This is a genomic window from Streptomyces pilosus (genome assembly GCF_014649835.1).
Classification (GTDB): Bacteria; Actinomycetota; Actinomycetes; order Streptomycetales; family Streptomycetaceae; genus Streptomyces; species Streptomyces pilosus.
In genome coordinates this window covers 1-23,981 of the sequence record NZ_BMTU01000009.1, presented here as the reverse complement: position 1 = coordinate 23,981, position 23,981 = coordinate 1, and the positions used below count along the sequence as shown (strand labels likewise).

At 72.8% G+C, this 23,981-nt stretch carries 20 protein-coding genes; 5 read left to right on the top strand and 15 right to left on the bottom strand.

The window, feature by feature from the left end; genetic code table 11:
• Positions 1-15: 15 nt before the first annotated feature.
• From IE118_RS21900 to IE118_RS21865, 9 genes are all read right to left on the bottom strand, one after another.
• Entirely contained in the window at positions 16-1,017 is a 1,002-nt protein-coding gene (locus IE118_RS21900) for a TIGR03842 family LLM class F420-dependent oxidoreductase (protein WP_189559693.1), read from the bottom strand.
• An 11-nt stretch (positions 1,018-1,028) separates the two neighbouring features.
• Positions 1,029-2,432 (bottom strand): dihydropyrimidinase, encoded by a 1,404-nt coding sequence (hydA, locus tag IE118_RS21895; RefSeq protein WP_189559692.1) that lies wholly within the window; start codon positions 2,430-2,432, stop codon positions 1,029-1,031.
• Between the two features lie 31 nt (positions 2,433-2,463).
• The gene (locus tag IE118_RS21890; protein WP_189559691.1) at positions 2,464-3,306 is read right to left on the bottom strand and encodes a nitrilase-related carbon-nitrogen hydrolase; all 843 of its coding nucleotides are present in this window, start codon (positions 3,304-3,306) and stop codon (positions 2,464-2,466) included.
• Between the two features lie 157 nt (positions 3,307-3,463).
• A complete protein-coding gene (locus tag IE118_RS21885; RefSeq protein ID WP_189559690.1) occupies positions 3,464-5,023 on the bottom strand; it encodes a PucR family transcriptional regulator in 1,560 nt (519 codons plus the stop codon).
• 28 nt (positions 5,024-5,051) lie between these two features.
• Positions 5,052-6,338 carry an aspartate aminotransferase family protein gene (locus tag IE118_RS21880; RefSeq protein ID WP_189559689.1) on the bottom strand — a complete coding sequence of 429 codons (1,287 nt, stop codon included), beginning with the start codon at positions 6,336-6,338 and terminating at the stop codon, positions 5,052-5,054.
• Positions 6,335-7,177 carry a nitrilase-related carbon-nitrogen hydrolase gene (locus IE118_RS21875; protein WP_189559688.1) on the bottom strand — a complete coding sequence of 281 codons (843 nt, stop codon included), beginning with the start codon at positions 7,175-7,177 and terminating at the stop codon, positions 6,335-6,337. The genes IE118_RS21880 and IE118_RS21875 overlap by 4 nt, the downstream gene beginning before the upstream one ends.
• Positions 7,178-7,347: 170 nt before the next feature.
• Positions 7,348-7,860 carry a hypothetical protein gene (locus IE118_RS34100; RefSeq protein WP_229846910.1) on the bottom strand — a complete coding sequence of 171 codons (513 nt, stop codon included), beginning with the start codon at positions 7,858-7,860 and terminating at the stop codon, positions 7,348-7,350.
• On the bottom strand, positions 7,814-9,043 hold the full coding sequence (locus IE118_RS34480; protein WP_268248960.1) for a hypothetical protein: 1,230 nt from the start codon (positions 9,041-9,043) through the stop codon (positions 7,814-7,816). The genes IE118_RS34100 and IE118_RS34480 overlap by 47 nt, the downstream gene beginning before the upstream one ends.
• A gap of 104 nt (positions 9,044-9,147) precedes the next feature.
• Positions 9,148-9,411, bottom strand: a complete 264-nt coding sequence (locus IE118_RS21865; protein ID WP_189559687.1) for a helix-turn-helix domain-containing protein — start codon at positions 9,409-9,411, stop codon at positions 9,148-9,150.
• A 247-nt stretch (positions 9,412-9,658) separates the two neighbouring features.
• On the opposite strand from IE118_RS21865, the gene IE118_RS21860 reads away from it, so the two are divergent.
• Positions 9,659-12,187, top strand: coding sequence for an ATP-dependent Clp protease ATP-binding subunit (locus IE118_RS21860; protein WP_189559900.1), 2,529 nt, complete (start codon positions 9,659-9,661; stop codon positions 12,185-12,187).
• Between the two features lie 46 nt (positions 12,188-12,233).
• On the opposite strand, the gene ggt is transcribed toward IE118_RS21860, so the two are convergent.
• Positions 12,234-14,051, bottom strand: coding sequence for a gamma-glutamyltransferase (ggt, locus tag IE118_RS21855; protein ID WP_189559686.1), 1,818 nt, complete (start codon positions 14,049-14,051; stop codon positions 12,234-12,236).
• A gap of 154 nt (positions 14,052-14,205) precedes the next feature.
• On the opposite strand from ggt, the gene IE118_RS21850 reads away from it, so the two are divergent.
• Positions 14,206-14,961, top strand: a complete 756-nt coding sequence (locus IE118_RS21850; protein WP_189559685.1) for a hypothetical protein — start codon at positions 14,206-14,208, stop codon at positions 14,959-14,961.
• A 553-nt stretch (positions 14,962-15,514) separates the two neighbouring features.
• Here the strand turns inward: IE118_RS21850 and IE118_RS21845 are convergent.
• The 5 genes from IE118_RS21845 to IE118_RS21825 all read right to left on the bottom strand — a co-directional run bounded on the left by IE118_RS21845 (position 15,515) and on the right by IE118_RS21825 (position 19,975).
• Positions 15,515-15,922 carry a DUF6278 family protein gene (locus IE118_RS21845; protein WP_189559684.1) on the bottom strand — a complete coding sequence of 136 codons (408 nt, stop codon included), beginning with the start codon at positions 15,920-15,922 and terminating at the stop codon, positions 15,515-15,517.
• 67 nt (positions 15,923-15,989) lie between these two features.
• Positions 15,990-16,769 (bottom strand): exodeoxyribonuclease III, encoded by a 780-nt coding sequence (locus tag IE118_RS21840; protein ID WP_189559683.1) that lies wholly within the window; start codon positions 16,767-16,769, stop codon positions 15,990-15,992.
• Positions 16,770-16,821: 52 nt separating this feature from the next.
• A complete protein-coding gene (locus IE118_RS21835) occupies positions 16,822-17,457 on the bottom strand; it encodes an MBL fold metallo-hydrolase (protein ID WP_189559682.1) in 636 nt (211 codons plus the stop codon).
• Between the two features lie 44 nt (positions 17,458-17,501).
• Positions 17,502-18,788, bottom strand: a complete 1,287-nt coding sequence (pcaDC, locus tag IE118_RS21830; protein ID WP_373303209.1) for a bifunctional 3-oxoadipate enol-lactonase/4-carboxymuconolactone decarboxylase PcaDC — start codon at positions 18,786-18,788, stop codon at positions 17,502-17,504.
• A 20-nt stretch (positions 18,789-18,808) separates the two neighbouring features.
• On the bottom strand, positions 18,809-19,975 hold the full coding sequence (locus IE118_RS21825) for a tyrosine-type recombinase/integrase (RefSeq protein WP_189559680.1): 1,167 nt from the start codon (positions 19,973-19,975) through the stop codon (positions 18,809-18,811).
• A 973-nt stretch (positions 19,976-20,948) separates the two neighbouring features.
• Here IE118_RS21825 and IE118_RS21820 point away from each other — a divergent pair.
• The 3 genes from IE118_RS21820 to IE118_RS21810 all read left to right on the top strand — a co-directional run bounded on the left by IE118_RS21820 (position 20,949) and on the right by IE118_RS21810 (position 23,662).
• A complete protein-coding gene (locus IE118_RS21820; protein WP_229846892.1) occupies positions 20,949-22,262 on the top strand; it encodes an NtaA/DmoA family FMN-dependent monooxygenase in 1,314 nt (437 codons plus the stop codon).
• Positions 22,262-22,774, top strand: a complete 513-nt coding sequence (locus tag IE118_RS21815; protein WP_051850986.1) for a flavin reductase family protein — start codon at positions 22,262-22,264, stop codon at positions 22,772-22,774. The genes IE118_RS21820 and IE118_RS21815 overlap by 1 nt, the downstream gene beginning before the upstream one ends.
• 171 nt (positions 22,775-22,945) lie before the next feature.
• A complete protein-coding gene (locus IE118_RS21810; protein ID WP_189559679.1) occupies positions 22,946-23,662 on the top strand; it encodes an NADPH-dependent F420 reductase in 717 nt (238 codons plus the stop codon).
• Positions 23,663-23,981 lie beyond the last annotated feature (319 nt).

The window sequence follows — 23,981 nt, the reverse complement described above, 5'->3', positions numbered from 1 at the left end:
GGCGGTGGTACCGGATCAGCGGTCGAGTGCCGGGATGATCTCCGCGCCGTACGCGTCGATCGTCGTCTCCTGCGCGTCGTGCATGTCGTAGACGGCGAACTGGTCCACGCCCAGCTCGCGCAGCACCTTCAGCTTCTCGATGTGCGCCTCGGGCGGGCCGAGCAGGCAGAACCGGTCGACGATCTCGTCGGGGACGAAGTCCGTGGACGGGTTGCCGGCCCGCCCGTGGTGGCTGTAGTCGTAGCCGTGCCGTTCCTTGATGTAGGCGGTCAGCGCCTCGGGGACCATGCCGGAGTGCTCGCCGTAGCGGGCGACCAGGTCGGCGACGTGGTTGCCGACCATGCCGCCGAACCAGCGGCACTGCTCGCGGGCGTGCGCAAGGTCGTCGCCGACGTAGGCGGGGGCGGCGACGCAGATGGTGACGGAGGCGGGATCGCGCCCCGCCTCGGCGGCCGCGGCGCGGACGGCCTTCACCATCCACTCGGTCAGGTACGGGTCGGCGAGCTGCAGGATGAAGCCGTCGGCCTTCCGCCCGGTGAGGGCGAGCGCCTTCGGCCCGTACGCGGCCATCCAGACGGGCAGTTTCCCGTCCCGCACCCACGGGATGCGCAGCGGCTGCCCGTCGACCTCGCTCTCGCGTCCCTCGGCGAGGTCCCGGATCGCGTCGATCGCCTCGCCGAGCCGGGCGAGGGTGTTGGGTCTGCGTCCGGCGACGCGCATCGCGGAGTCCCCGCGGCCGATGCCGCAGACGGTGCGGTTGCCGTACATGTCGTTGAGGGTGGCGAAGGTGGAGGCGGTGACCTCCCAGGTGCGGGTGCCCGGGTTGGTGACCATCGGGCCGACCTTCAGTGTCGTGGTGTGGGCGAGGATCCGGCTGTGGATGACGAAGGGTTCCTGCCACAGCACGGCGGAGTCGAAGGTCCAGCCGTGGGTGAAGCCGTTGCGTTCGGCGCGCTGCATCAGGCTGACCACCCGCGAGGCCGGCGGGTCGGTCTGGAGGACGAGTCCGAAGTCCATGCGCGGTGCTCCTAGGTGAGGTACTGGCAGGTGGAACGCGGGGTGTAGACACCGTGTCCGGCGTGCCCGGTGTACTCCCGGCCGGTGATGACGGGGACGCCGCGCGAGAGGACGGTCTCCACGCAACCGGTGACCCGTGTGCCCTCGTAGGCCGAGTAGTCGACGTTCATGTGGTGGGTGTCGGCGGAGATGACCTGCTCGGCGGCCGGGTCGTAGATCACGACGTCGGCGTCGGCGCCCGGGGCGAGGGTGCCCTTCTTCGGGTAGAGGCCGAACATCCGGGCCGGGGTGGCGCAGGCGATCTCGATCCAGCGGCGGCGGGAGATGTGCCCGTCGAGGACGGCCTGGTGCAGCAGGTCCATGCGGTTCTCCACGCCCGGCAGGCCGTTGGGGATCCTGGAGAAGTCGCCGCGGCCGAGTTCCTTCTGGCCGGCGAAACAGAAGGGGCAGTGGTCGGTGGAGACCACCTGGAGGTCGTTGGTGCGCAGGCCCCGCCAGAGCGCCGCCTGGTGCTCCTTCGGCCTGAGCGGGGTGCTGCACACGTACTTGGCGCCCTCGAAGTCCGGCTCGGCGAGGTTGTCGGTGGACAGGAACAGGTACTGCGGGCAGGTCTCGCCGAACACGTTCAGGCCCTCGTCGCGGGCCCGGGCCAGTTCGGCGACCGCCTCGGTGGCGGAGACGTGCACGACGTACAGCGGGGCGCCGGCGACCTGGGCGAGCCGGATGGCGCGGTGGGTGGCCTCGGCCTCCAGGAGTGCCTTGCGGACCTCGCCGTGGAAGCGGGGGTCGGTCTCCCCGCGGGCGAGGGCCTGTTCGACGAGGACGTCGATGGCGATGCCGTTCTCGGCGTGCATCATGATCAGTCCGCCGTTCTCGGCGGAGCGCTGCATGGCGCGCAGGATCTGGCCGTCGTCGGAGTAGAAGACACCCGGATAGGCCATGAACTGCTTGAAGGAGGTGACACCCTCCTCCACGAGCAGGTCCATCTCCTTCAGCGTCTCGGCGTTGACGTCCGAGACGATCATGTGGAAGCCGTAGTCGACGGCGCAGTTGCCCTCGGCCTTGGCGTGCCAGGCGTCCAGCCCTTCGCGCAGGGAGTGGCCGACGCTCTGCACGGCGAAGTCGACGACGGTGGTGGTGCCGCCCCAGGCGGCGGCCCGGGTGCCGGTCTCGAAGGTGTCGGAGGCGAAGGTGCCGCCGAACGGCAGCTCCATGTGGGTGTGCGCGTCGACGCCGCCCGGGATGACGTACTTCCCGGTGGCGTCGATGGTCCGGTCGGCGGTGAACGCCCGGGCGGCGGGGGTGCCCGAGGCGGCGAGGGCGGCGATGCGGCCGTCCTCGATCAGGACGTCGGCGTGGATCTCGTCGGAGGCGGTGATGACGAGGCCGCCGCGGATGACGGTACGGCTGCTCATGGGGCTCCCTCTCCTCGCGTGGTCGGTGCTGTCAGGGTGCGGTCAGCGGGCCGTACGCCCCCGGAGCGCGGTCGCGGTAGAACTGCCAGCGGTCGCGGACCTCGCGGAGCTTGGCCAGATCCAGGTCGCGGACGACGAGTTCGGTCTCCTTGTCGCTCGCCGGTTCGCCGGCGAACCGGGCCTCGGGATCGACGAAGTAGCTCGTGCCGTAGAAGTCGTTGTCGCCGTACTCCTCCACGCCCACCCGGTTGATGGCGCCGACGAAGTACTCGTTGGCGACGGCCGCCGCGGGCTGTTCCAGCTGCCAGAGGTAGCCGGACAGGCCGCGTGAGGTGGCCGAGGGGTTGAAGACGATCTCGGCTCCCGCGAGGCCGAGCGCGCGCCAGCCCTCGGGGAAGTGCCGGTCGTAGCAGATGTAGACGCCGATCCGGCCGGCCGCGGTGTCGAAGACGGGCCAGCCGCTGTTGCCGGGACGGAAGTAGAACTTCTCCCAGAACCCCTTCACCTGGGGGATGTGCGTCTTGCGGTACTTGCCGAGGTAGGAGCCGTCGGCGTCGATCACCGCGGCCGTGTTGTAGAGGACGCCGGGCTGCTCCTCCTCGTACATCGGCAGCACCAGGACGATGCCCAGTTCCCGGGCGAGGGCCTGGAAGCGCCGGACCACGGGGCCGTCGGGGATGCGTTCGGCGTACGCGTAGAAGGCGGGGTCCTGCACCTGGCAGAAGTACGGTCCGTAGAACAGTTCCTGGAAGCAGAGCACCTGGGCGCCCTGGGCGGCGGCGTCGCGGGCGGCCTGCTCGTGGACCTGGATCATCGATTCCCTGTCGCCGGTCCAGGCGGTCTGGAAGACGGCGGCTCGGATCACTCGGCTCATCGGGACCTCCGGTCGCTCGGTGTGCGGCGAGCCTAGGGAGGGGACGGGCCTGCCCGTGAGGTGCACCGTGTCACGTCCGCGGGGGTGCGGCGTGTCACCGTGTCATCCTTCGACGGGCCCGTGTCTCACCCCGGTTGTCGCAGGTGGGGCGCTTGTTTCAGCGTTGTTGCGCGTCGTGCGCGAGGAGCGCGATGTGTACCGAGGCGGCCTGTTCGAAGTCGTCGAGGTCCACGCCCAGGCGGGCCTGTATCGCTTCGAGGCGGCGGTAGAGCGCGGGCCGCGAGACGTGGTGGAGCTGGGCGGTGCGGGACTTGTTGCGGCCGGTGGCGAGGTAGGTGCGCAGCACGGACAGCAGGTCCTCGTCCGGCTCGCCCAGCAGGCCGTCCAGCTCCCGCTCCGCGAACGACTGCACCTGGGGGTCGTCCCGCAACAGCCGTACGAGCCCGCGCAGATGGACGTCGCGCAGACGCACCACGGGCGGCAGGCCGAGCGCGGCGGCGGAGTCCGCCACCGCGTCCGCGACGTGCCGGGCCTCGCGCAGCCCGGCGGGCACCTCGTCGAAGGAGGTGCGGGCGCCGGCCGCCGCCACCACGACGGGCGCGGCGCCCGGTTCGGCGCGCAGCCGTGCCGCGAAGTGGGCGGCGAGGGCGTCGGCGTCCTGGTCGCGGGCGAGACTGAGCAGCACGGCGGTCGCCGTGCCGGCCAGCTCGGCGGCGATCCCGGGGAGTCCCAGCAGGCGCAGCACGCGGTCCAGCCGGGCCGCGTCCCCGCCCCGCACGACGAGCGGCACGAAGGTGCGCCGGTTCACCGGGAGCCCGGCGGCGCGCGCCCGGGGCAGCAGGTGCCCGGCCGGTACGGTCCCGCTGACCAGGTCGGTCAGCAGGCCCTGCGCGGACTGTTCCTCCCAGGTGGGGGCGGTGCCGCCGAGCATGCGGTGCAGCACGAGGGCCTCGGCGGCGCGGTCGGCGAGCAGCCGCCCGGTGGCGGTGTCGCCCCGGTAGCCGCACAGCACGATGCTGCCCCACCGCTCGCCCCGGCCGCCGAGCTCGGCGCGGATCCAGCCGTCGCCCTCGCCGGCGCCGGCCTGGCGGGCGACGCGCTCCCAGTCGCGCAGGACGTCGTCGACGGCCGGCCGCTCCCCCGCCGTGCCGAGGACGCGGTGGGCGACGTTGGCGACGACGACGGGGCAGCCGCTGTGCCGGGCCACCTCGTCGAGCAGGCGCTGCAGCGGGGCGCCGGTGGTGATCAGCGCGGTGAGTTCGGTGCGCACGGCCTCGGAGAGACTGACGGCGGCGAACTTCCGCCGAACCAGCCGGGACTGCACCTCCTCGGTCAACTGGGCGAAGGGGAAGGGGCGGTGGAGGACCACGAGGGGCAGGTCGCACCGTTCCGCCGCGCGGCGCATGGCCTCCGGCGGGGCCGGGAACGCCCGGCCGAGTCCGAGGACCACGGCGGACGCCTCCGCACGGTGCAGGGAGCGGACGTACTCGGTCTGCTTGTCCTCGTCACCGGTGAGCAGGACGCCGGTGGTGAGCACCATCTCGCCGCCGCTGAGCATCACGCCGACGTCGGGCGCCTCGGCGACGTGCACCCAGCGCACCGGCCGGTCCAGCCGGCCCGCGCCGGCCACCACCTCGGGCTCCCCGGCGAGCACCCGTTCCAGGGCGAGGACCTGCCGGACCGAGAGGGCCGGTGCCGGTGGCTCCCAGGTGGTCATGGCAGCGTCCTTCTGTTCGGTACCGCTCCTACCGGATGCTCCGCAGGGCACGTTCGAGGATGTCGGCGCCCTCCTCGGCCTCCGCCACGTTGAGGGACAGCGGCGGTGCGATGCGCAGGGCGCTGGTGTCGTGTCCGCCGCCCTTGCCGATGAGCAGGCCGCCTTCACGGGCCGCCTCCAGGACGGCGGACGCCGCCTCGGGGTCGGCCCGGTCGGTGCCGGGTACGGTCAGCTCGATGCCGATCATCAGTCCGCGGCCGCGCACCTCCCGTACGGCCGGGACCTGGGCGGCGGCCGCCCGCAGCCGCTCGATGAGCAGGCCGCCGACCCGGCGGGCGTTGCCCTGGAGGTCGTGTTCCAGCAGGTAGGTGAGGTTGGCAAGGCCCGCGGCCATGGTGATCTGGGTGCCGCCGAAGGTGGAGATGCTGTGGGCGTCCAGGCAGTTCATGATCTCGGAGCGGGCGACGACGCCGCCGATGGACATGCCGTTGCCGATGCCCTTGGCGAAGGTCAGCATGTCGGGCGGGCCGCTGCGGCCGTGGGCCTGCCAGCCCCAGAAGTGCTCGCCGGTGCGGCCCCAGCCGGTCTGTACCTCGTCGGCGATCCACAGGATGCCCCGCTCGTGCAGCACCTCGCGGAAGGCCGCGTACAGCCCGTCGGGGGGCGAGGTGAAACCGCCGACGCCCTGGACGGGTTCGGCGATCAGGGCGGCGGGCGGGCGGGTGTGGCCGAGGAGGTCCTTGAGGTCGTCGACGCAGGCCGCGACGTAGTCGTAGTCGTCGAGCGCGGCGAAGGGACCCCGGGTGCGCACCCCGCCGTGCACGTAGAGCGTCTGGAGCGGGGAGAGCGAGGTGGGTGACCAGCCGCGGTTGCCGGTGATGCCGACCGAGCTGAAGGAGCGGCCGTGGTAGCTGTTGCGCATCGCCAGGACCGTGTTGCTGCGCCGATAGGTGGTGGCGAGCAGCAGGGCGGTGTCGTTGGCCTCGGTGCCGGAGGTGGTGAAGAAGACCCGGGCGTCCGGGATGCCGCTCAGCTTGGCGATGCGTTCGGCGAGTTCCACCATCGGCCGGTTGAGGTAGAGGGTGGAGGAGTGGACGATCCGCCCCGCCTGGTCGCTCACCGCCTTGGTGATCTCGGGCAGGGCGTGGGCGGTCATGGTGGTGAGGATGCCGCCGAAGAAGTCGAGGTAGCGGTTGCCCCCGGCGTCCCAGACGTGCCTTCCCTCGCCGTGGGTGATCTCGATGGGGTGCTCGTAGTAGAGGGCGAGCCAGTCGGGGAGCACGGAGCGGTGGCGGCCCAGCAGATCGTCGGTCACGGCCGCACCAGCCCCTCGTAGGCGTCGGGGCGGCGGTCGCGGTAGAAGGCCCACTGCTGCCGCACCTCGTCGATGAGGCCGAGGTCCAGGTCGCGGATCACGAGTTCCTCCTTGCTGTCGTCGGCGACGTCCCCGACGAACTGTCCGCGCGGGTCGACGAAGTACGAGGTGCCGTAGAAGTCGTTGTCCCCGTACTCCTCCACCCCCACGCGGTTGATCGCGGCGACGAAGTACTCGTTGGCGACGGCCGCGGCCGGCTGCTCCAGGCGCCAGAGGTGGGACGACAGACCGCGGTGCGTGGCGGACGGGTTGTAGACCAACTGTGCCCCGTTGAGGCCGAGTTGTCGCCAGCCCTCGGGGAAGTGGCGGTCGTAGCAGATGTAGACGCCGACCTTGCCGACGGCGGTGTCGAAGACGGGCCAGCCCAGGTTGCCGGGCCGGAAGTAGAACTTCTCCCAGAACCCCTCGACCTGCGGGATGTGGTGCTTGCGGTACTTGCCGAGGACGGTGCCGTCGGCGTCGATCACGGCGGCGGTGTTGTAGTAGTGGCCGGGCTGTTCGACCTCGAAGACCGGCACGACGAGGACCATGCCCGTCTCGCGGGCCAGCTCCCGCATCCGGCGAACGGTGGGACCGTCCGGGACGGGCTCCGCCCAGCGGTGGTGCGCGGGGTCCTGCACCTGGCAGAAGTAGGGGGCGTTGAACACTTCCTGGAATCCGATGACCTTCGCGCCCCGCCGGGCCGCCTCGCGGGCGTGCTCCTCGTGTTTCGCCAGCATGGACTCGGTGTCGCCGGTCCAGGTCGCCTGGACCAGAGCGGCACGTACGACGTGGGTCATGAGCTGCTCCTTCGACGCGACGTCAGCGCCTCCACACCCGTAGAAACAGGTCGTAGAGGGACGAACGTAAGCCCCTCGGACGGCCTTGCCAAGACCATCGTCGCCGAGGCCGCGCGAGTCGATCGTGTTTGACACCCCGGTGGGTGAGCCGGCCGGGGGCCGGCTCCCGGTCAGACGGCGAGTCCCGCGACGCGCAGGGCGTGCAGCAGGTCCCGGTGCCGTGTCTCGGAGACGCCCCGGGAGACGGCGAGGAGCAGCGGGACGAGCCTGCGCGGGTCGGCGGCGGCCGTGCGGGCCGCGTCCGCCGGGGTGCGCATGCGGACGCAGGCGTCGAGCAGCGCCCGCGCCTCGCGGTGCCGTGCCTGCGCGTCCAGGGTGAGCGCCGCCCGCCCGATCTCGTCGGCCGGGCGTACGACACCGTGCCGGAGGAGCTGCCCGCCGTCCGCCGCGCGGCCCGCCCCGGTGAGGGCGTCGGCGGCGGCGACGAGCCGGTCGGCGGGCAGGGCGGCCGCGGCCTCCCACAGCAGGGTGGTCCAGTCGGCGCCGAGCCCGGCCGCCGGCATCGCCTCGGCGAACAGCGGGAACCGTGCGGCGGGCGAGGCCGCGGCCTCGGTGAGCAGCGCGTGGGCCTCCCCGCTACGTCCCGCGCGGCGCAGCCGCACCCACGAGTTCGGCCACGGCACGGTCGACCTCCTGCCGGTCGGCCGCGCCGCCGGGGGTCCCGCTCCCGGGTTCCGTCCCCTCCCCCGGCCCCTCGGCGACCCCGGCGAAGCGCGCCCCGCGCGAGGCGGTGACGGCCGGGACGGCGACGGGCGGCACGGTGACGGCTCCCGCCTCCTCCTCCACCCCGGCGAACCGGGCGCCGCCCCGCCGCCGCCCGCGCGCCCCGGCCGAGGGCCACTTCGGGGCAGGGGCACTCGCGGAACCGGCGCCGGCCCGGCCCGGTGCGGGGGCGGGCGCACGGTCGGGGGCGGGAGCGCGGTCCGGGGCGGGCGCACGGCCGGGAGCGGGGGCACGGTCCGGGGCGGGCGCACGGCCGGGAGCGGGGGCACGGTCCGGGGCGGGCGCACGGCCGGGAGCGGGGGCACGGTCCGGAGCGGGCGCACGGCCGGCGGCGGGAGCGCGGTCCGGAGCGGGAGCGCGGTCCGGAGCGGGAGCGCGGTCCGGAGCGGGCGCACGGCCGGCGGCGGGAGCGCGGTCCGGAGCGGGCGCACGGCCGGCGGCGGGAGCGCGGTCCGGAGCGGGCGCACGGCCGGGAGCGGGGGCTCGGTCCGGGGCGGGCGCACGGTCGGGGTCGGGGGCGCGGAAGTGGCTCTCGTGGCGTGCGGGCGACGGCGGTAAGGGCTCGGCCCGGGCGGCGTGCCGGTCCAGGGCGCGCAGGCGGGCCGTGATCTCCGCGCAGCGGGCCGCCGCGCGCCGGTGGTCGTCGTCGGCCCACGCGAGGTCGGTGCCCAGGGCGCGGGCTCCCTCGGCGGTGGCGGCGGCGGCGAGCCTGCGGGCGAGTCCGGTCCTGCGCTCCGCCGCGTGGCGCTGCTCGCGCAGCACGACGTCCAGCCGCCCGCGCAGGGCCTCCCGCGCACCGGGCCGGGCGTCGTACGCGGCCAGCGCGGCCGCGTACAGGGCACGGGCCCGTGGCACCTCGGCCTCGGCGGCCGCCGGGCCGTGGGCGGCGGCGAGGTCGTGGAGCAGGGACTCCACCACGTCCCAGGGCGGCGGTTCCCGCCCCTCGGCGCAGGCCCGCATGCCCTCGGGGTCCCGCTGCCGGAACACCAGGCACCAGCCTCCGTGCCGGTCGACGCGCGCCAGCAGGGCCCGCAGAAGGTCCGCGAACTCCCGCATGCCGTCCGGGAGTTGCTCCGACGCCATACCCCACTCCCCGTCAGATCCGGAGTACTCGGACCCGTAGACAACACCCGCCGTGTTACGGCGGCGCTACGGAGAGTTTTCCGGCGGGATGCGGCCGGCCCGGCTCAGGCGGCGATCGACGCGCTCGGCGGCGCGCAGCGGCCCACGAGTTCGTCCATCGACAGGCCGAGCTCGCTCGCCAGGGCGGCCACCGTGAAGAACGCGGGGGTCGGGGCCCGGCCCGTCTCGATCTTGCGCAGGGTCTCCGCGGAGAGGCCGGCACCCGCCGCCACCTCGGTCATGCTGCGGCTGCCGCGCGCGTCGCGCAGCAGCCGGCCGAGCCGCTCGCCGCGTTCGCGCTCTTCGGGGGTCAAGGGGGTACGCACCATGGGCACCATTCTAATACCGGTATAGTAATTGGTGGTGGCGATCGCCCGAGCGGGCCACCGTCTCCTCACGGCCCGGGTGCCGCAGCCGCGCGGCCCGGCGGGGAGCCGCACGCCCCGACGGCCCCGGCGGGGGTGCCCGCGCCGGCGAACATGCCCGCCCCCACGGATCGTGTCATCGTGGGCATGAGCGAGCCCCTGCCGGGTCACCCGGCTCCGGCACGTCGACCCAGCGAAGGAACGGATGACGATGACGAGTGGTTTCGTCGGCCCGGAGGGTGACCCGTTCGCAGAATTCCTCGCCCGCTTCTTCGGCGGACAGCGCCCCCGCCAGATCGACATCGGCAGGCTCCTCAGCCAGCCCGCACGGGAACTGGTGCGCGGCGCCGCGCAGTACGCCGCCGAGCACGGCAGCCGTGACCTGGACACCCAGCACCTCCTGCGCGCCGCCCTCTCCGCCGAGCCGACCCGGAGTCTGCTCAGCAGGGCGGGCGCCGATCCGGACTCGCTGGCGTCCGAGATCGACGACCGGTCGGGCCCGGCCCAGCACGCCCCGGGCGACGCCCCGCCGCCGACCTCGCTGTCCCTCACCCCCGCCGTCAAGCGCGCGCTCCTGGACGCGCACGAGATGGCCCGGGCGAGCGGCGTCGGCTACATCGGCCCGGAGCACGTGCTCAGCGCCCTCGCCGCCAATCCCGACTCGGCCGCCGGGCACATCCTGCACGCTGCCCGCTACGCCCCCTCTCCCCCGCCGGAGACACCGGAGGACCGGCAGCCGCGCGCCGAGCGCCCGCGGCCCGCCACCGGCACCCCGACCCTGGACAAGTACGGCCGTGACCTGACGTCGATGGCCCGGGAGGGCCGTATCGACCCGGTGATCGGACGGGAGGAGGAGATCGAGCAGACCGTCGAGGTGCTCTCCCGGCGCGGGAAGAACAACCCGGTGCTGATCGGTGACGCGGGTGTCGGCAAGACCGCGGTGGTCGAGGGGCTGGCCCAGCGGATCGCCGAGGGGGACGTGCCCGACGTGCTCCTCGGCCGGCGCGTGATCGCCCTCGACCTCACCGCGGTGGTCGCCGGGACCCGTTACCGGGGCGACTTCGAGGAACGGATGAACAACATCGTCGAGGAGATCCGCTCCCACTCCGACCAGCTGATCGTCTTCATCGACGAGCTGCACACCGTCGTCGGCGCCGGAGGCGGCGGCGAAGGCGGCTCCATGGACGCCGGGAACATCCTCAAACCGGCCCTCGCCCGCGGCGAACTGCACGTCGTCGGGGCGACCACGCTGGAGGAGTACCGCCGCATCGAGAAGGACGCCGCGCTGGCCCGCCGCTTCCAGCCGATCATGGTGCCGGAACCCACGCCCGCGGACGCGATCGAGATCCTGCGCGGCCTGCGGGACCGGTACGAGGCCCACCACCAGGTGCGCTACACCGACGAGGCGCTGGTGGCGGCCGTCGAGCTGTCCGACCGCTACCTGAGCGACCGCAGGCTGCCGGACAAGGCCATCGACCTCATCGACCAGGCGGGTGCGCGGGTGCGGCTGCGGGCCCGCACCAAGGGCACCGACGTGCGCGCCATGGAGCGCGAGGTCGAGCAGCTCACCTGCGACAAGGACCAGGCGGTCGCCGACGAGAGTTACGAGCAGGCGATGCGGCTGCGGGACCGCATCGGGGAGCTGAAGGAGCGGATCGCCCAGGCCGGCGGCGGCGACGAGGTCGACGAGGGCCAGAGCCTGTGGGTGGACGCCGAGGCGATCGCCGAGGTGGTGGCCCGGCAGACGGGCATCCCGGTCAGCCGCCTCACCGAGGAGGAGAAGGACCGGCTGCTGGGTCTCGAGCAGCACCTGCACCAGCGGGTCGTCGGCCAGGAGGAGGCGGTGCGGGTCGTCTCCGACGCCGTGCTGCGCTCCCGCGCGGGGCTTGCCAGCCCCGACCGGCCGATCGGCAGCTTCCTCTTTCTCGGGCCGACGGGCGTCGGCAAGACGGAGCTGGCGCGGGCGCTCGCCGAGGCGCTGTTCGGCAGCGAGGACCGGATGGTGCGGCTCGACATGAGCGAGTACCAGGAGCGGCACACGGTCAGCCGGCTGGTGGGCGCCCCGCCCGGCTACGTGGGGCACGAGGAGGCCGGTCAGCTCACCGAGGTGGTCCGCCGGCACCCGTACTCGCTGCTGCTGCTGGACGAGGTGGAGAAGGCCCACCCGGACGTCTTCAACATCCTGCTCCAGGTGCTGGACGACGGACGGCTGACCGACTCGCAGGGCCGCACGGTGGACTTCACCAACACGGTCATCGTGATGACCAGCAACCTGGGCTCCGAGGCGATCACCCGGCGCGGCGCCACCCTCGGCTTCGCGTCCGGCGGGGCGGACGCCGACGAGGAGGCGCGGCGCGAGCAGATCCTGCGGCCGCTGCGGGAGCACTTCCGGCCGGAGTTCCTGAACCGCATCGACGAGATCGTGGTGTTCCGCCAGCTCACCTCCGAGGAGCTGCGGCAGATCACGGACCTGCTGCTGGAGAGCACCCGCCGCGGGCTCAAGGGGCAGAACATCGCGATCGACTTCACCGACGCGGCCGTGGACTGGCTGGCCGAGCGCGGCTACCAGCCCGAGTACGGCGCCCGGCCGCTGCGCCGCACCATCCAGCGGGAGGTCGACAACCAGCTCTCCCGGCTGCTCCTGGACGGCCGCGTCCAGGACGGCGGCCGGGTGACGGTGGACGCGCAGGACGGGCGCCTGACGTTCCGTACGCAGGAGACGCCGACGCCCGAACTGTGAGCCGGACGGCGGGGGCGCCTCCCGGGCGGGGGCGCCCCCGGCGCGGCTAGCGTGCCGGGCGGACCACCATCGCCGATCCGCCGCCCCTGCGGACCTTCTCGGCCGCCGCGAGCCACCTGCCGTCCGGCAGCCGCTGGACGGCGGTGGTCGCGCCGATCTCCGGGTTCGCCCGGAAGGAGTGCCCGATCGCCTCCAGACGGTGCCGCACCTCGCTGTCGAGGAGGCCGGGTTCGAGGTCCGTCTGCGCGGTGTTGCGCTGGCTGGCGCGCGGCGCGGCGATCGCGTCGGGCAGGGACAGCCCGCGGTCGAGGAAGCCGGTGAGGGTCTGCAGCACCGTGGTGATGATGGTCGAGCCGCCGGGCGAACCGAGCGCCACCACCGGCCGGTCGTGCCGGTCGAGCACGATGGTCGGCGCCATCGAGGACCTCGGCCGCTTGCCGGGGCCGGGCAGGTTCGGGTCGTGCACGGCCGGGTCGGCCGGGGCGAAGGAGAAGTCGGTCAGTTCGTTGTTCAGCAGGAACCCGCGCCCGGGCACGGTGATGCCGCTGCCGCCGGTCTGCTCGATGGTGAGGGTGTAGGCGACGACGTTGCCCCACCGGTCGGCGGTGGTCAGGTGCGTGGTGCTCTCGCCCTCGTACGTCGTCGGCACGGCCGTGCCGCCGGTGGCGCAGGGCTTCGGGTCACGGGGGTCGCCGGGGGCGACGGGACTGGTGAGGACGGCGTCGTCCTCGATGAGGCAGGCGCGCGAGTCGGCGAACCGCTGGGAGAGCAGTTCCTTCGTCGGTACGTCCTCGAAGGCGGGGTCGCCGACCCAGCGGCCCCGGTCGGCGAAGGCGATGCGGCTCGCTTCGAGGAAGCGGTGCAGGTACCGCACCTCGCTCGCCCGGGACAGGTCGGTGCGCTCCAGGATGTTGAGGGCCTCGCCGACCGTGGTGCCGCCGGAGGAGGAGGGCGCCATGGAGTAGACGTCCAGGCCCCGGTAGGACGTCTTCGTGGGCGGCTGGGACCTGACGCGGTAGGCGGCGAGGTCGCGGGCGGACAGGTCGCCCGGGCGGGCGTTCCAGCCGGAGCCGGGGGCCACGGGCGGCGCGTTGACCGTGTCGACGACGTCCCGGCCGATGGCGCCCCGGTACAGGGCGTCGACGCCCTCGCGGCGCAGTTCCCGGTAGGTGCCGGCCAGGTCGGGGTTCTTGAACGTGGATCCGACGGCCGGGAGTTCACCGCCCGGGAGGAACAGCTCGGCGGTGTCGGGGAAGTGACGGAAGCGCGTCTCGTTGGCGGCGGTCTGCGCGCGGAAGGTGTCGTCGACGGTGAAGCCCTCGCGGGCGAGGCGTTCGGCGGGCTCCAGGACCGTGCTCAGGCCGCGCTTGCCCCATCGGTCGAGCGCCCGCTGCCAGGTGGCGGGCGTGCCGGGGGTGCCGACCGCGAGACCGCTGCTGACGGCTTCGGCGAACGGGATCGGCGCGCCGTTCTCCAGGAACAGTCGGGAGTCGGCGGTCAGCGGGGCGGTCTCGCGTCCGTCGAGGGTGTGCACGGTGCGGGACCGGGCGTCGTAGTGGACGAAGTAGCCGCCCCCGCCGATGCCGGCCGAGTAGGGCTCGGTGACGCCGAGCGCGGCGGCGGTGGCGACGGCCGCGTCGACGGCGTTGCCGCCCTTCCTGAGGACCTCGATCCCGGCGGCCGAGGCGTCGGCGTCGACGCTGGAGACCGCGCCCCCGTACCCGACCGCCACCGGGGTCTTGGGTGCGTGCGGGGCGGGCCGGACGGGTCTGTCGTGCCCGGCGGGCGGCGCGAAGGCCCCCACCGACATCACGGCGGCACCGGCCGCCAGGACTGCGAGTTTCCGTGCCACGGGACGACGCATCCGCACCTCCGTAAAAGGGCCGTCCGTGCAGCTTAGTTCGCCGCCATGCCCGCGTCAGGTACGTCGTGGGGGTGTGCCGCGCCTGCGGCCGGGGGCGATTCCGCCACCCGTGTACCGAACACGGGTTCGCGCCGGACCGCTACCATGCGCGCCCATGACCGACGACGTAGGCACCATCGTTCTGGGTGTGCTGGCCGCGGGCCTCTGTGCCGCGCTGGGCTGGCTCGCCCGCACCTCCCTGTGGAAGCGCAGACTCCGGCGCAAGCAGGCGTTCCTCGGCCTGCCGGACAACTCCGAGTCGCTGCTCGTCGTCAACCGCGATCCGGCGACGGCGGAACCGGCGGTGCACCGCTTCGACGTGTTCGCGCTGCTCGAACTCTCCGCGCTCATCAAGGACTGCGGGGCGCACGTCCAGGTGGTCACGCAGGACGCGGCGCACCAGGGCTTCGGCGAGCGGACCGAGTTCTGCGTCGGCGGTCCCGGTTCGAACCGGCGGATGGTGGCCCACATGGCGGCGATGCTGCCGGGGGTGCGGGTCAACGTCGATCCGGAGCCGGGCCCGGACCGGGGCGCCTTCCAGATAGGCCCCGACCGCTACCGCATGGAGCCGGGCGTCACCGAATACGTCCTGCTGGCCCGGCTGACCGCCGGTGAACGGCGGGAGGCGCGGCCGGTGTTCCTCTTCTGCGGCCAGCGCGCGATCACCAACCAGGCCGCCACCCGCTATCTCGCCCAGCACCACGAGCGGCTGGCCCGCAAGCACGGGGCGAACTCCTTCGTGCTGCTGCTGAAGGTGATCAACTCGCAGGCCTACGGCCCGGATGTGGTCGAACTGGTCGGCGACGTCACCAAACAGGCGCGGACCCCGCTCGCCGCTCCGGCGGCGCGCGCGACGCACCGGGCGGAGTGACACGGGCCGGCACCCCCCGTCCGGCGCGCAGCTGACCTTCTGTCCCGGGGCGGGCGCCCCGTCATGACGACGGTTCGCCACCCGGGCAGTGATCTCCGGCTGCCGCCGGACGGGACTGGCCGATGTGACCGCCGCCTCGCGGGCGAGGTCCGTGGTGGACCCCTTCCGGAACCGGCGTCCGCGCTCCTGCCGCGCGAAGTCCCCTCCCCCGAGGGGACGGAGGAAACATCGTAGTCGAGGTCCGCGCGGGCGGGTCGCGGGGCGTCACCCGCTCGGTGTCCGGGGGCCGCCGGGGGACGTTCCCGGTGCGGTCGCCGACCGGACCGGCGGAGCGATCGCCGGGCGTGGCGCGGGGCGTCCGGGAGGTGTGCGCCGCCCCCGGGGCCGGCGGCGGTGCCCCGACCCCCACGGGTCGCGGCCCGCGGGGTCGTCGCCGTGAGGTGTCCGGGCGCGGTGGTCGCGGGAGGGGGCGTGCGCCGTGCGGTCGGCCGCCATCGGCCGTGCGCGCGGCGGGTGTTGGGACGGACCGGTCACGGGCCGGCCGGCCGCGCGTTCAGTCCTCGGCGACCTCCGCGTAGAGCTGGGACAGCTCGGGCACGCCGCTGGCCGCCCACTGGTGTCCCGAGTCCACGACGTCGAACTCCCGGCCGGAGGCGAGCCGTACGACCGGCTGTCCGTCGGCGCGGATCTCCCAGGCGGCTCCCGGCACGGTGCGCACGATGACGGTGCCGAGGTACAGCCCCGCGTCGTTGCCCAGCCAGGCCGACCGCTCCTCGTCGTCCCGCCAGCCCGGCTCGAGTTGGTCCAGAGCCTCCAACGAGGCCGGGGAGTCGTCCAGCCGGACCCCCGCCCGATACGCCTGGGAGCGCAACAGCTCGCACTCGGCCAGGAGTTCGGCGATGCCCTCGGGACCGGGAACCCCGCCCTTCCGGCGCCTGCTGCCCAGGAAAGGGATGTTCATACCTCCAGCCTGTCATTCGTACCGCCGTGTGCACCACAGGCGCGCGGGGTCGGGCGTCGGCGCTCCGTCACACGTCGAGGTCCACCACGACCGGCGCGTGGTCCGAGGCGCCCTTGCCCTTGCGCTCCTCGCGGTCGACGTAGGAGTCGGTGACCGCCTTCGCGAACGGCTCGTTGCCGTACACCAGGTCGATGCGCATCCCGCGGTTCTTGGGGAAGCAGAGCTGGCGGTAGTCCCAGTAGGTGAACGGGTGCTCGTACTTGAGGGGGCGCGGCACGACGTCCGACAGGCCGGTCTCGCGCAGGGAGGCGAGGGCGGCACGCTCGGCGGGAGTGACGTGGGTGGAGCCCTCGAACGCGGCCCGGTCGTGGACGTCGTCGTCGGTCGGGGCGATGTTGTAGTCCCCGAGGACCGCGAACGGGCGGGCGCCCGCCGCGTCCCCGGCCACGGACGCCTTCAGCGCCTCCAGCCACTGGAGCTTGTACGCGTAGTGGGGGTGGTCCACTTCGCGGCCGTTGGGCACGTACACCGACCAGACGCGCACGGGGCCGCAGGTCGCCGCGACGGCGCGGGGCTCCACGGAGCCGTCGTAACCGGGGTCGCCGGGCAGTCCCTTGACGACGTCCTCCAGGCCGACCCTGGAGAGCACCGCCACGCCGTTCCACCGGCCGGTGGCGTGGACCGCCGACTCGTAGCCCAGCTCGCGCAGCTGCTCCACCGGGAACTGGGCCTCGGCGACCTTGGCCTCCTGGAGGCACAGCACGTCGGTGCCGCTGCTCTCCAGCCAGGCCAGGAGCCTCGGCAGGCGGGCGGTGATCGAGTTCACGTTCCAGGTGGCGATGCGCATGTCCTCCAACCTACCCGGAGGGTCCGACAACGCCCGACCGCCGCCGGCCCGGTCACAGCTCGGCCGCGCCGCCCGGGGCGAGCCGCAGGTGCTCCGCACCGCCGAGAGCACCGATCTGACGGTCGTAGATCGGGCGGGCGAGGTCGGTGAGCAGGGCGTCGTGGATGTCGTAGGCGCGCCGCGGCCTCACCTCGCGGACGTAGTCGATGACCTCGGAGATCTTGTTCCAGGGGGCCATGACGGGCAGCATCAGCGTCTCGACGGGACGGCCCGGGACGGTGAGCGCGTCGCCCGGGTGGAAGAGCTTCCCGCCGTCGACGAGGTAGCCGACGTTGGTGACGCGCGGGATGTCCGGGTGGATCACGGCGTGCAGTTCGCCGTGGACCTCCACGTCGAAGCCGGCCGCCGTGAAGGTGTCGCCGTGCCCGACGGTGTGCACCCGGCCGGGGAACGCCGGCGCGATCCGGTCCGCGACGGACTTCGGCGTCCAGATCGCGGCCGCGGGATTCGCCTCCAGCGCCGCCCGCAGCCGGCCCTCGTCGAAGTGGTCGGGGTGCTCGTGCGTGACCAGGACGGCGTCCGCGCCGAGGGCGGCGTCCTCCTCGCTGAACCCTCCGGGGTCCACGACGAGGACGCGGCCGTCCTTCTCCAGCCGGACGCAGGAGTGCGACTTCTTCGTGAGCTTCATCCCCCCATCCTGCCCCCGCGCGCGGCGGGGCGGAGCGCCCCGGCTCACTCCTGGGGCGTGGTCTCCTCGCGGACCACCTGCTGCGCCACCCGGAAGGCCCGGTCCGCCGCCGGGACGCCGCAGTAGACGGCCGTCTGGAGGAGCACCTCCTTGATCTCGGCCGGTGTGAGCCCGTTGCGCAGGGCGGCCCGGATGTGCACGGGCAGTTCCTCCGCGTGGCCGCCGGCGACGAGCGCGGTGAGGGTGACACAGCTGCGGGTGCGCCGGTCGAGCCCGGGACGGTCCCAGACCTCGCCCCAGGCGTAGCGCGTGAGGAGTTCCTGGAAGTCGCCGGAGAAGTCGTCGGTCCCGGCCAGCACCCGGTCGACGTGCGCGTCGCCCAGCACCTCCCGGCGGACCTTGATCCCGCTGTCGTACGGGTCGGGCCTGCCGTGCGGCTGCTGCGGCACCGCCGCCGGGGCGATCTCGGCGACGGGGGCGGGCTGCGCGGGGACGACGGCCGGGGCGGGCTGTCCGGGCACCGCGACGGCCGTCGCCGGCAGCGCGGTCTGACCGGTGGCGGACTCGAAGGCGGGCTGCCAGGCGGTGGAGAAGTGCCGCACCAGCAGGTCGGTGACGGCGGCCGGCTGTTCCACCGGCACCAGGTGGGAGGCGCCGGGCACGACGGCCAGCCGGGCGTCCGGAACGCCGGCGACCAGGGTGCGGGCCTCGGCGGGGCCGGTGACCTGGTCCTCGGAGCCGACCAGCACCAGGGTCGGCACGCCGACGCTGCCGAGTTCGGCACGCACGTCGAACGAGGCGAGCGCCTCGCAGGCGGCGATGTAGCAGCCGGGGTCGGTGGTGCGCACCATCTGCACGGCCCACTCGGTGATCGCGGGCTGGGCGGCGGCGAACCCGCCGGTGAACCAGCGTTCGGGCGCGGAGCGGGCGATCGGGTCGAGGCCGTTGGTCCGCACGATCACCCCGCGGCGGCGGAACTCGTCCGCCGTGCCGAAGCGGGGCGAGGCGGCGATCACCGCGAGCGACGCGAGCCGCTCGGGGCGGCGCAGCGCCAGCTCGATGCCGATCGCGCCGCCGAGCGCGCAGCCCGCGTACCCGAACCGCTGGACGCCGAGGCTGTCGAGGGTGGCGAGCAGCCGCGCGGTGAGATCGGCGACGGAGCCCGCGGGGTGGGCGGGGGCGCCTCCGTGTCCCGGCATGTCGAACCGGAACACACGCCACTGCTTCGTCAGCTCGGGAACCTGCCGGTCCCACATGTGCCATGTAGCACCGAGGGACGGCCCCATGACCAGGACCGGGGCCTGTTCCGGCCCGTCAAAGCGGTATTGCATGCTGTCGACGTTCTTCTCACTCACCCGTTCACGCTCCCACATCTCACATTCTCTTCGTGAACGGGGGCGGAGCCACCCGCCAGACCTCCCCACGTCTCCGCCGCCGGCCGCAGATCCTCCACATCCGGCTTCACGTACCAGCGCTTCGTGGTCCGGATGTCGGCGTGACCGGCCCACCGGGCGAGGAGGTGGTCCGGGACCCCGTGGTTCGCCAGGTACGTCAGGCAGCTCGCACGGGCGTCGTACAGACGGACCCGGCGCAGCCCGCTGCGGTCCATGACCTTGTAGGCCCGCTCACGCAGCTGCCGTCCGTTGAGCGCTCTGCCCCGAGCGTCCACGAGAACGTAGCCGCTGTCTTCGTACCCCTGCCCGGCCGCCGTCTTTTCGGCTGCCTGATCAGCCCGGAACGCGGTCAAAGCAGCCGCAACCGGAGCCGGCAGAGGAAGCTGCCGCTCACCGGCAAGCGACTTGGCGTCCTTCTCCACCACGATGTCGTTCCCCATGACCGTCCGGGTGTTGGTGATGGACACCGTGGCTTCGTCCAGGTCGACGTCCGCCCAGCGCATGCCACAGATCTCCGCCGGCCGAAGCCCCATCAGAGCCAGAAGAAACGGTGCCTGCAGGCGGTCACCTGCGATCGCACGAACAAAGGCGCGTACTTCCGCGACGCTCCACGGCGGCACAGCCTCCCTGGCCCTGCGCTCTGCCTTCCGTGCCCTACGGGGAACGGTCACCTCACGAGCGACATTCACCTCGACCAGACCCCGTGTCACCGCCCGGTCGAGCGCCTCCTTCAGCCGGGCCAGCGACATCTCGACCGAGGTCGCCCCCAGGCCGGTGCCCGTCTTCCCTCTCCGTACGCGCCCCTCTTGGAGCGCCCATCGCATCCATGCCTCGACATGGTCCTCGGTGAGGTCCTGGAGCCGGATGCGCCCGAGCCTTCCGCGGACGCGGGCCAAGGTCATGGTGTAGCTGTAGGCAGTGCTCTCTTCCAGATCCTCGGCCTTCATGGCCAGCCACTGATCGAGCCACTCGTCCACCGTGACCTGACTGAACGGTGCCCGCTCTGCCTCGTAGCGACGATGCACGATGCTCGCGTACTCCGCCTTCGCCTCCCTCAGCGTGCCGAAGGTACGCGTCACCTGCTTTCGCTTCCCGGTGATCGGATCAGGGCCTGCGTCGACCACAAAACGGTACCGAACCTTCCCCTTGGCATCAGGGACGAGCTTCTTGATCGGATAAGACAGAACTGCCCGCTTTCCTTCAGTGTCGGAGCTTCTCTGGAACAGAGAAGTCGCCAGGGCTTGACGAACCACTCCAAGGGTTGCCGTGATCGCCGGTTTGGCCAACCGGCGATCACGGTCTATGTTCCGCTCACCGTCGGCCGGGACCGGCCCTCCGCAGTCCCGCAAGTGTCCATGCGCGTGCCAGCCCCACTGGTGGGACTGCGGTGGTCCGCCCACTGCTCCCCGGAGCTCCGCACTCGGCCGTCCAGGGCGATCTTGTCCTTGCCGCGCATGGAGAGGGCCAGGAGCCTCGCATCGAAGCCAAATCTGTCCGGACCGCGCTCCTCTTCGGAGCGCGGCTCCCCCGCTGGCGGCGAGCCGACAGCGTCGGCATCCGGGTTGACGAGCGCTCCCTCACCTCCGGTCGACCGCTTCCGGCATGCTGACGGGAGCGGCACACCTGACGTGGACCGCCCTGCCCCTCCTGGGGCGACCGCTGTGGGTTGCGAGCTGACCCGGCCGCCGAGCAGGAACAGTATCGCCGGCACGATGACCATGCGAACGATGAAGGTTATGACTGTTGGCGGGTCTCACCCGCCGGGGTCCCATACGTTCTCCGCTGCCACCTACCAGGACACTTTCGGCGGCCCCCCTTCCGGCACCGCACGCCGCGGCCCTCCGGCTGACTCGCAAGCGTCGGCGATCGAGTCCAGGGACACAACTGCCCGCCACCCTCGCCACTCGGGCTCAGAGGGACGTCGTTGGCCTGTACACCCAGGACTCCTGCATCTCGGCTGCTCCCTTCTTTGCCCGGCCTGGCCGCTTTGACAATACGGAGGAAGTCTCCGTATTGTCGAGGCCTAATCGGAGATGCTCTCCGTTTTATGTCTCATCTGGAGGGCCAGTCGTGTCAAGCCGTCAGATGCTCCTGTGCATGCAGTTCACCAGCGGCTACGGAGCCGAACCCGGGGCGTGGCGTCTTCCTGGGGCGAACCTGCGCAGCTATACGGACATGGACCAGTTCGTGCGGTACGCGCAGGCAGCCGAGCGAGGCAAGATTCAGCTGCTGTTCTTCGCGGACACTCCGGTTCTGGATGTGGACCTCGAACACCAGGTCCCGCATTTCGCGATCGATCCGTTGCTGGTCATGACGTCCATCGCGCGGGAGACGGAGCGGATCGGGCTGGTCTCCACCGCCTCCACCACCTTCAACGAGCCCTACAACCTCGCCCGCCAGTTCAAGGCGCTGGACGTGATCAGCCACGGCCGGGCCGGCTGGAACGCGGTCACCACCTCCGACCCCGCCGCCGCGGCGAATTTCGGCCGCGCTGTCCCGCCGCGGGCGGAGAAGTACGAGCGGGCCCACGAGGTCGTGCAGATCGTGCAGGCGCTGTGGGGCAGCTGGCAGAAGGACGCCTGGGTTCTGGACGTGGACGGCAAGCGGTTCGCCGACATGGACAAGATCCAGCCGGTGAATCTCCAGGGCCGCCACGTCGCCTCCCGCGGCCCACTGCCCATCCCGCCCTCCGAGCAGGGCCAGCCGGTCATCTTCCAGGCGGGCGGCGGCAGCCACGGCCTGGAGCTGGCCGGCCGCTACGCCGACGGCGTCTACGCCAATCCCTACACCATCGAGGACGGCCGGGCCCAGCGCCAGGCACTGCGCGATGCCGCCGAACGCGCCGGACGCGACCCGGACGAGGTGAAGATGTTCGCCGGCTTCATGCCGGCCATCGCCGCCTCCCGCCGGGCCGCCCTCGACCGGCGGCGGTTCCTGGACGAATCCGTGGACCTGCGCCAACGCGTCCGCTACCTCGGCGCCATGATCGGCCTGCCGCTCGACCACGGGCAGATCGACGAGCCGCTGACCGCGGGCCAGCTGGCCGACGCCGTACCCAGCCCGCACGACCCGCGCTCCGCCCGCGCCCTTCAGGTGGCACGGGAGGGCTGGACCCTGCGTGACGTACTCGCCCACGGCGTCATCGACTACCACCCGGTCGTGGCCGGCACCGCCGAGGACGTGGCCGACCACATGCAGCAGTGGTTCGAGGCCGGTGCCTGCGACGGCTTCTCCCTGGCCATCGACGGCTACCACGACGGCGTCGACGCCTTCGTCGACCAGGTCGTCCCCCTCCTGCAGGAACGCGGCCTGTTCCATCTCGACTACGAAGGCCCCACCCTGCGCGACCACCTCCACGCCCGCGAGCAGTACGGTCTCGACACGCGCGTCTCGGAAACGGCGGCCCGGTGATGTCCACCAGCGCGTCTCTGCGATCCGGCGCCACGGCGCAGCAGGCGTTCCGGGACGTCATGGCCGCCGTGGCGACTCCGGTCACCGTGGTCACCGCCCTGGACGGCGGCCGCCCGCACGGCACCACGGTCAGCGCCTTCGCGTCCCTGTCCCTGACGCCTCCCATGGTGCTGGTGTCGCTGGACGAACGCTCGCGTCTGCTGGCGATCGTCCGCCGCAGCGGCCGCTTCGGCGTCAACGTCCTCGGTGCGCACCAGGCCGATCTGGCCTCCGTCTTCGCCCGCTCCGCACCCGACAAGTTCGACGGAATCGACTGGGCGCCGAGCGGGGAACTGCCACGGCTGCCGGGCGCCGCCGCATGGATCGCCGCCGAGGTGGCCGACTGCGTCGACGCCGGCGACCACACCGTCCTGCTCGCCCACGTGACGGCCGCGGAGCCGGGCGAGGGATCCCTGAGACCGCTCACGTATCACCGGCGTTCCTTCGGCACCCACACACCGCTGACCCAGTGACCGTGCGGCACGTCGAGGAAGGCATGGGATACAGGGCCTGATCGCGGGCCCTGGGCATGGGGCGACGCTGCGTGCCCTGCTGCGTCCAGCACGCAGCGCCGCGGACGATCATCACCGAGAACCTGACCGGACCGCTCGGTACCGGGCACACCAACGAAGCAAGGAGCAACGATGCCGACCCTGGGAATCATCGGAAGCGGCAACATCGGGGCCGCGATCGCACGACTGGCGGTGGCCGCGGACATCGACGTGGTGATCGCCAACTCACGCGGCCCCGAAAGCCTGACAGATCTCGTCGGGGAACTGGGGCCGCGCGCCACGGCCGGCACCGTCGAAGAGGCCGCCCGCGCCGGAGAGGCGACCGTACTCAGCATTCCCCTGACCGCGTACCACGACCTGCCCGCCGGCCTCCTGACGGGCAGGACCGTGCTGGACACCGGCAACTACTACCCGCACCGCGACGGCCGGATCGCCGAACTCGACTCCGAGGAAGTGACCACGGCCGAGCTGGAGCAGCAGCTCCTGCCCGGCGCGCTGCTGGTCAAGGCGTTCAACAACATCCTGGCCCACCACATCCCCCAGCTGGCCCGGCCCGCCGGGGCTCCGGACCGTAGCACCCTGCCCATCGCCGGCAACAACCCCGACGCGAAGGTCCGGGCGGCCGAGCTGATCGGTCGGCTCGGCTTCGACACGGTGGACGCCGGCACCCTGGACGAGAGCTGGCGCTTCGAGCCCGAGGCCGGCGCCTACACCCACATCTACCTGGCAGATCCCGATGTGCCGGCCGAGCGCATCATGCAGGCCCCTGCGGCGCCGCTGCCCGCTGGCAAGCTCCAGGAGGCGCTGCGGACGGCCCAGCGGGTGAAGGTGGCCGCGCGCACCTTCTGACAGCGCGTGTCAGGGCAGCGCCGTAACACCTTGCGCTGCCCGCATGCCTTGGCCCCGACGTCGGCGACGTCGGGGCCAAGGCATTGGGAGTGGGGGGCGTGCTGCTCGACGGTCGACGTGCGAGTCGGGGCACCCCCGGAGGGGCTCACATGAAGAGGGCCCGGTTCAGGCGGACGCCGTACTCCGCGTCGGGGTTGGTCCGGGCGTCCCCAACCCTTTCCTGGATCGCAGCGACGGAAAGGTCGCGCCGCTTGGGCGGGCGCTCGACCTCCGCGGCCGCCAGCGCACCCGGCATCTCCTCGCGAGTGAGGTCGGTGCA

Bases quoted from the DNA above. Each gene is read 5' to 3' on its own strand.
- IE118_RS21900 (WP_189559693.1), bottom strand. From the start codon at position 1,017: ATGGACTTCGGACTCGTCCTCCAGACCGACCCGCCGGCCTCGCGGGTG.
- hydA (WP_189559692.1), bottom strand. From the start codon at position 2,432: ATGAGCAGCCGTACCGTCATCCGCGGCGGCCTCGTCATCACCGCCTCC.
- IE118_RS21890 (WP_189559691.1), bottom strand. From the start codon at position 3,306: ATGAGCCGAGTGATCCGAGCCGCCGTCTTCCAGACCGCCTGGACCGGC.
- IE118_RS21885 (WP_189559690.1), bottom strand. From the start codon at position 5,023: ATGACCACCTGGGAGCCACCGGCACCGGCCCTCTCGGTCCGGCAGGTC.
- IE118_RS21875 (WP_189559688.1), bottom strand. From the start codon at position 7,177: ATGACCCACGTCGTACGTGCCGCTCTGGTCCAGGCGACCTGGACCGGC.
- IE118_RS34480 (WP_268248960.1), bottom strand. From the start codon at position 9,043: ATGGCGTCGGAGCAACTCCCGGACGGCATGCGGGAGTTCGCGGACCTT.
- IE118_RS21865 (WP_189559687.1), bottom strand. From the start codon at position 9,411: ATGGTGCGTACCCCCTTGACCCCCGAAGAGCGCGAACGCGGCGAGCGG.
- IE118_RS21860 (WP_189559900.1), top strand. From the start codon at position 9,659: ATGACGAGTGGTTTCGTCGGCCCGGAGGGTGACCCGTTCGCAGAATTC.
- ggt (WP_189559686.1), bottom strand. From the start codon at position 14,051: ATGCGTCGTCCCGTGGCACGGAAACTCGCAGTCCTGGCGGCCGGTGCC.
- IE118_RS21850 (WP_189559685.1), top strand. From the start codon at position 14,206: ATGACCGACGACGTAGGCACCATCGTTCTGGGTGTGCTGGCCGCGGGC.
- IE118_RS21845 (WP_189559684.1), bottom strand. From the start codon at position 15,922: ATGAACATCCCTTTCCTGGGCAGCAGGCGCCGGAAGGGCGGGGTTCCC.
- IE118_RS21840 (WP_189559683.1), bottom strand. From the start codon at position 16,769: ATGCGCATCGCCACCTGGAACGTGAACTCGATCACCGCCCGCCTGCCG.
- IE118_RS21835 (WP_189559682.1), bottom strand. From the start codon at position 17,457: ATGAAGCTCACGAAGAAGTCGCACTCCTGCGTCCGGCTGGAGAAGGAC.
- pcaDC (WP_373303209.1), bottom strand. From the start codon at position 18,788: ATGCAATACCGCTTTGACGGGCCGGAACAGGCCCCGGTCCTGGTCATG.
- IE118_RS21820 (WP_229846892.1), top strand. From the start codon at position 20,949: ATGCAGTTCACCAGCGGCTACGGAGCCGAACCCGGGGCGTGGCGTCTT.
- IE118_RS21815 (WP_051850986.1), top strand. From the start codon at position 22,262: ATGTCCACCAGCGCGTCTCTGCGATCCGGCGCCACGGCGCAGCAGGCG.
- IE118_RS21810 (WP_189559679.1), top strand. From the start codon at position 22,946: ATGCCGACCCTGGGAATCATCGGAAGCGGCAACATCGGGGCCGCGATC.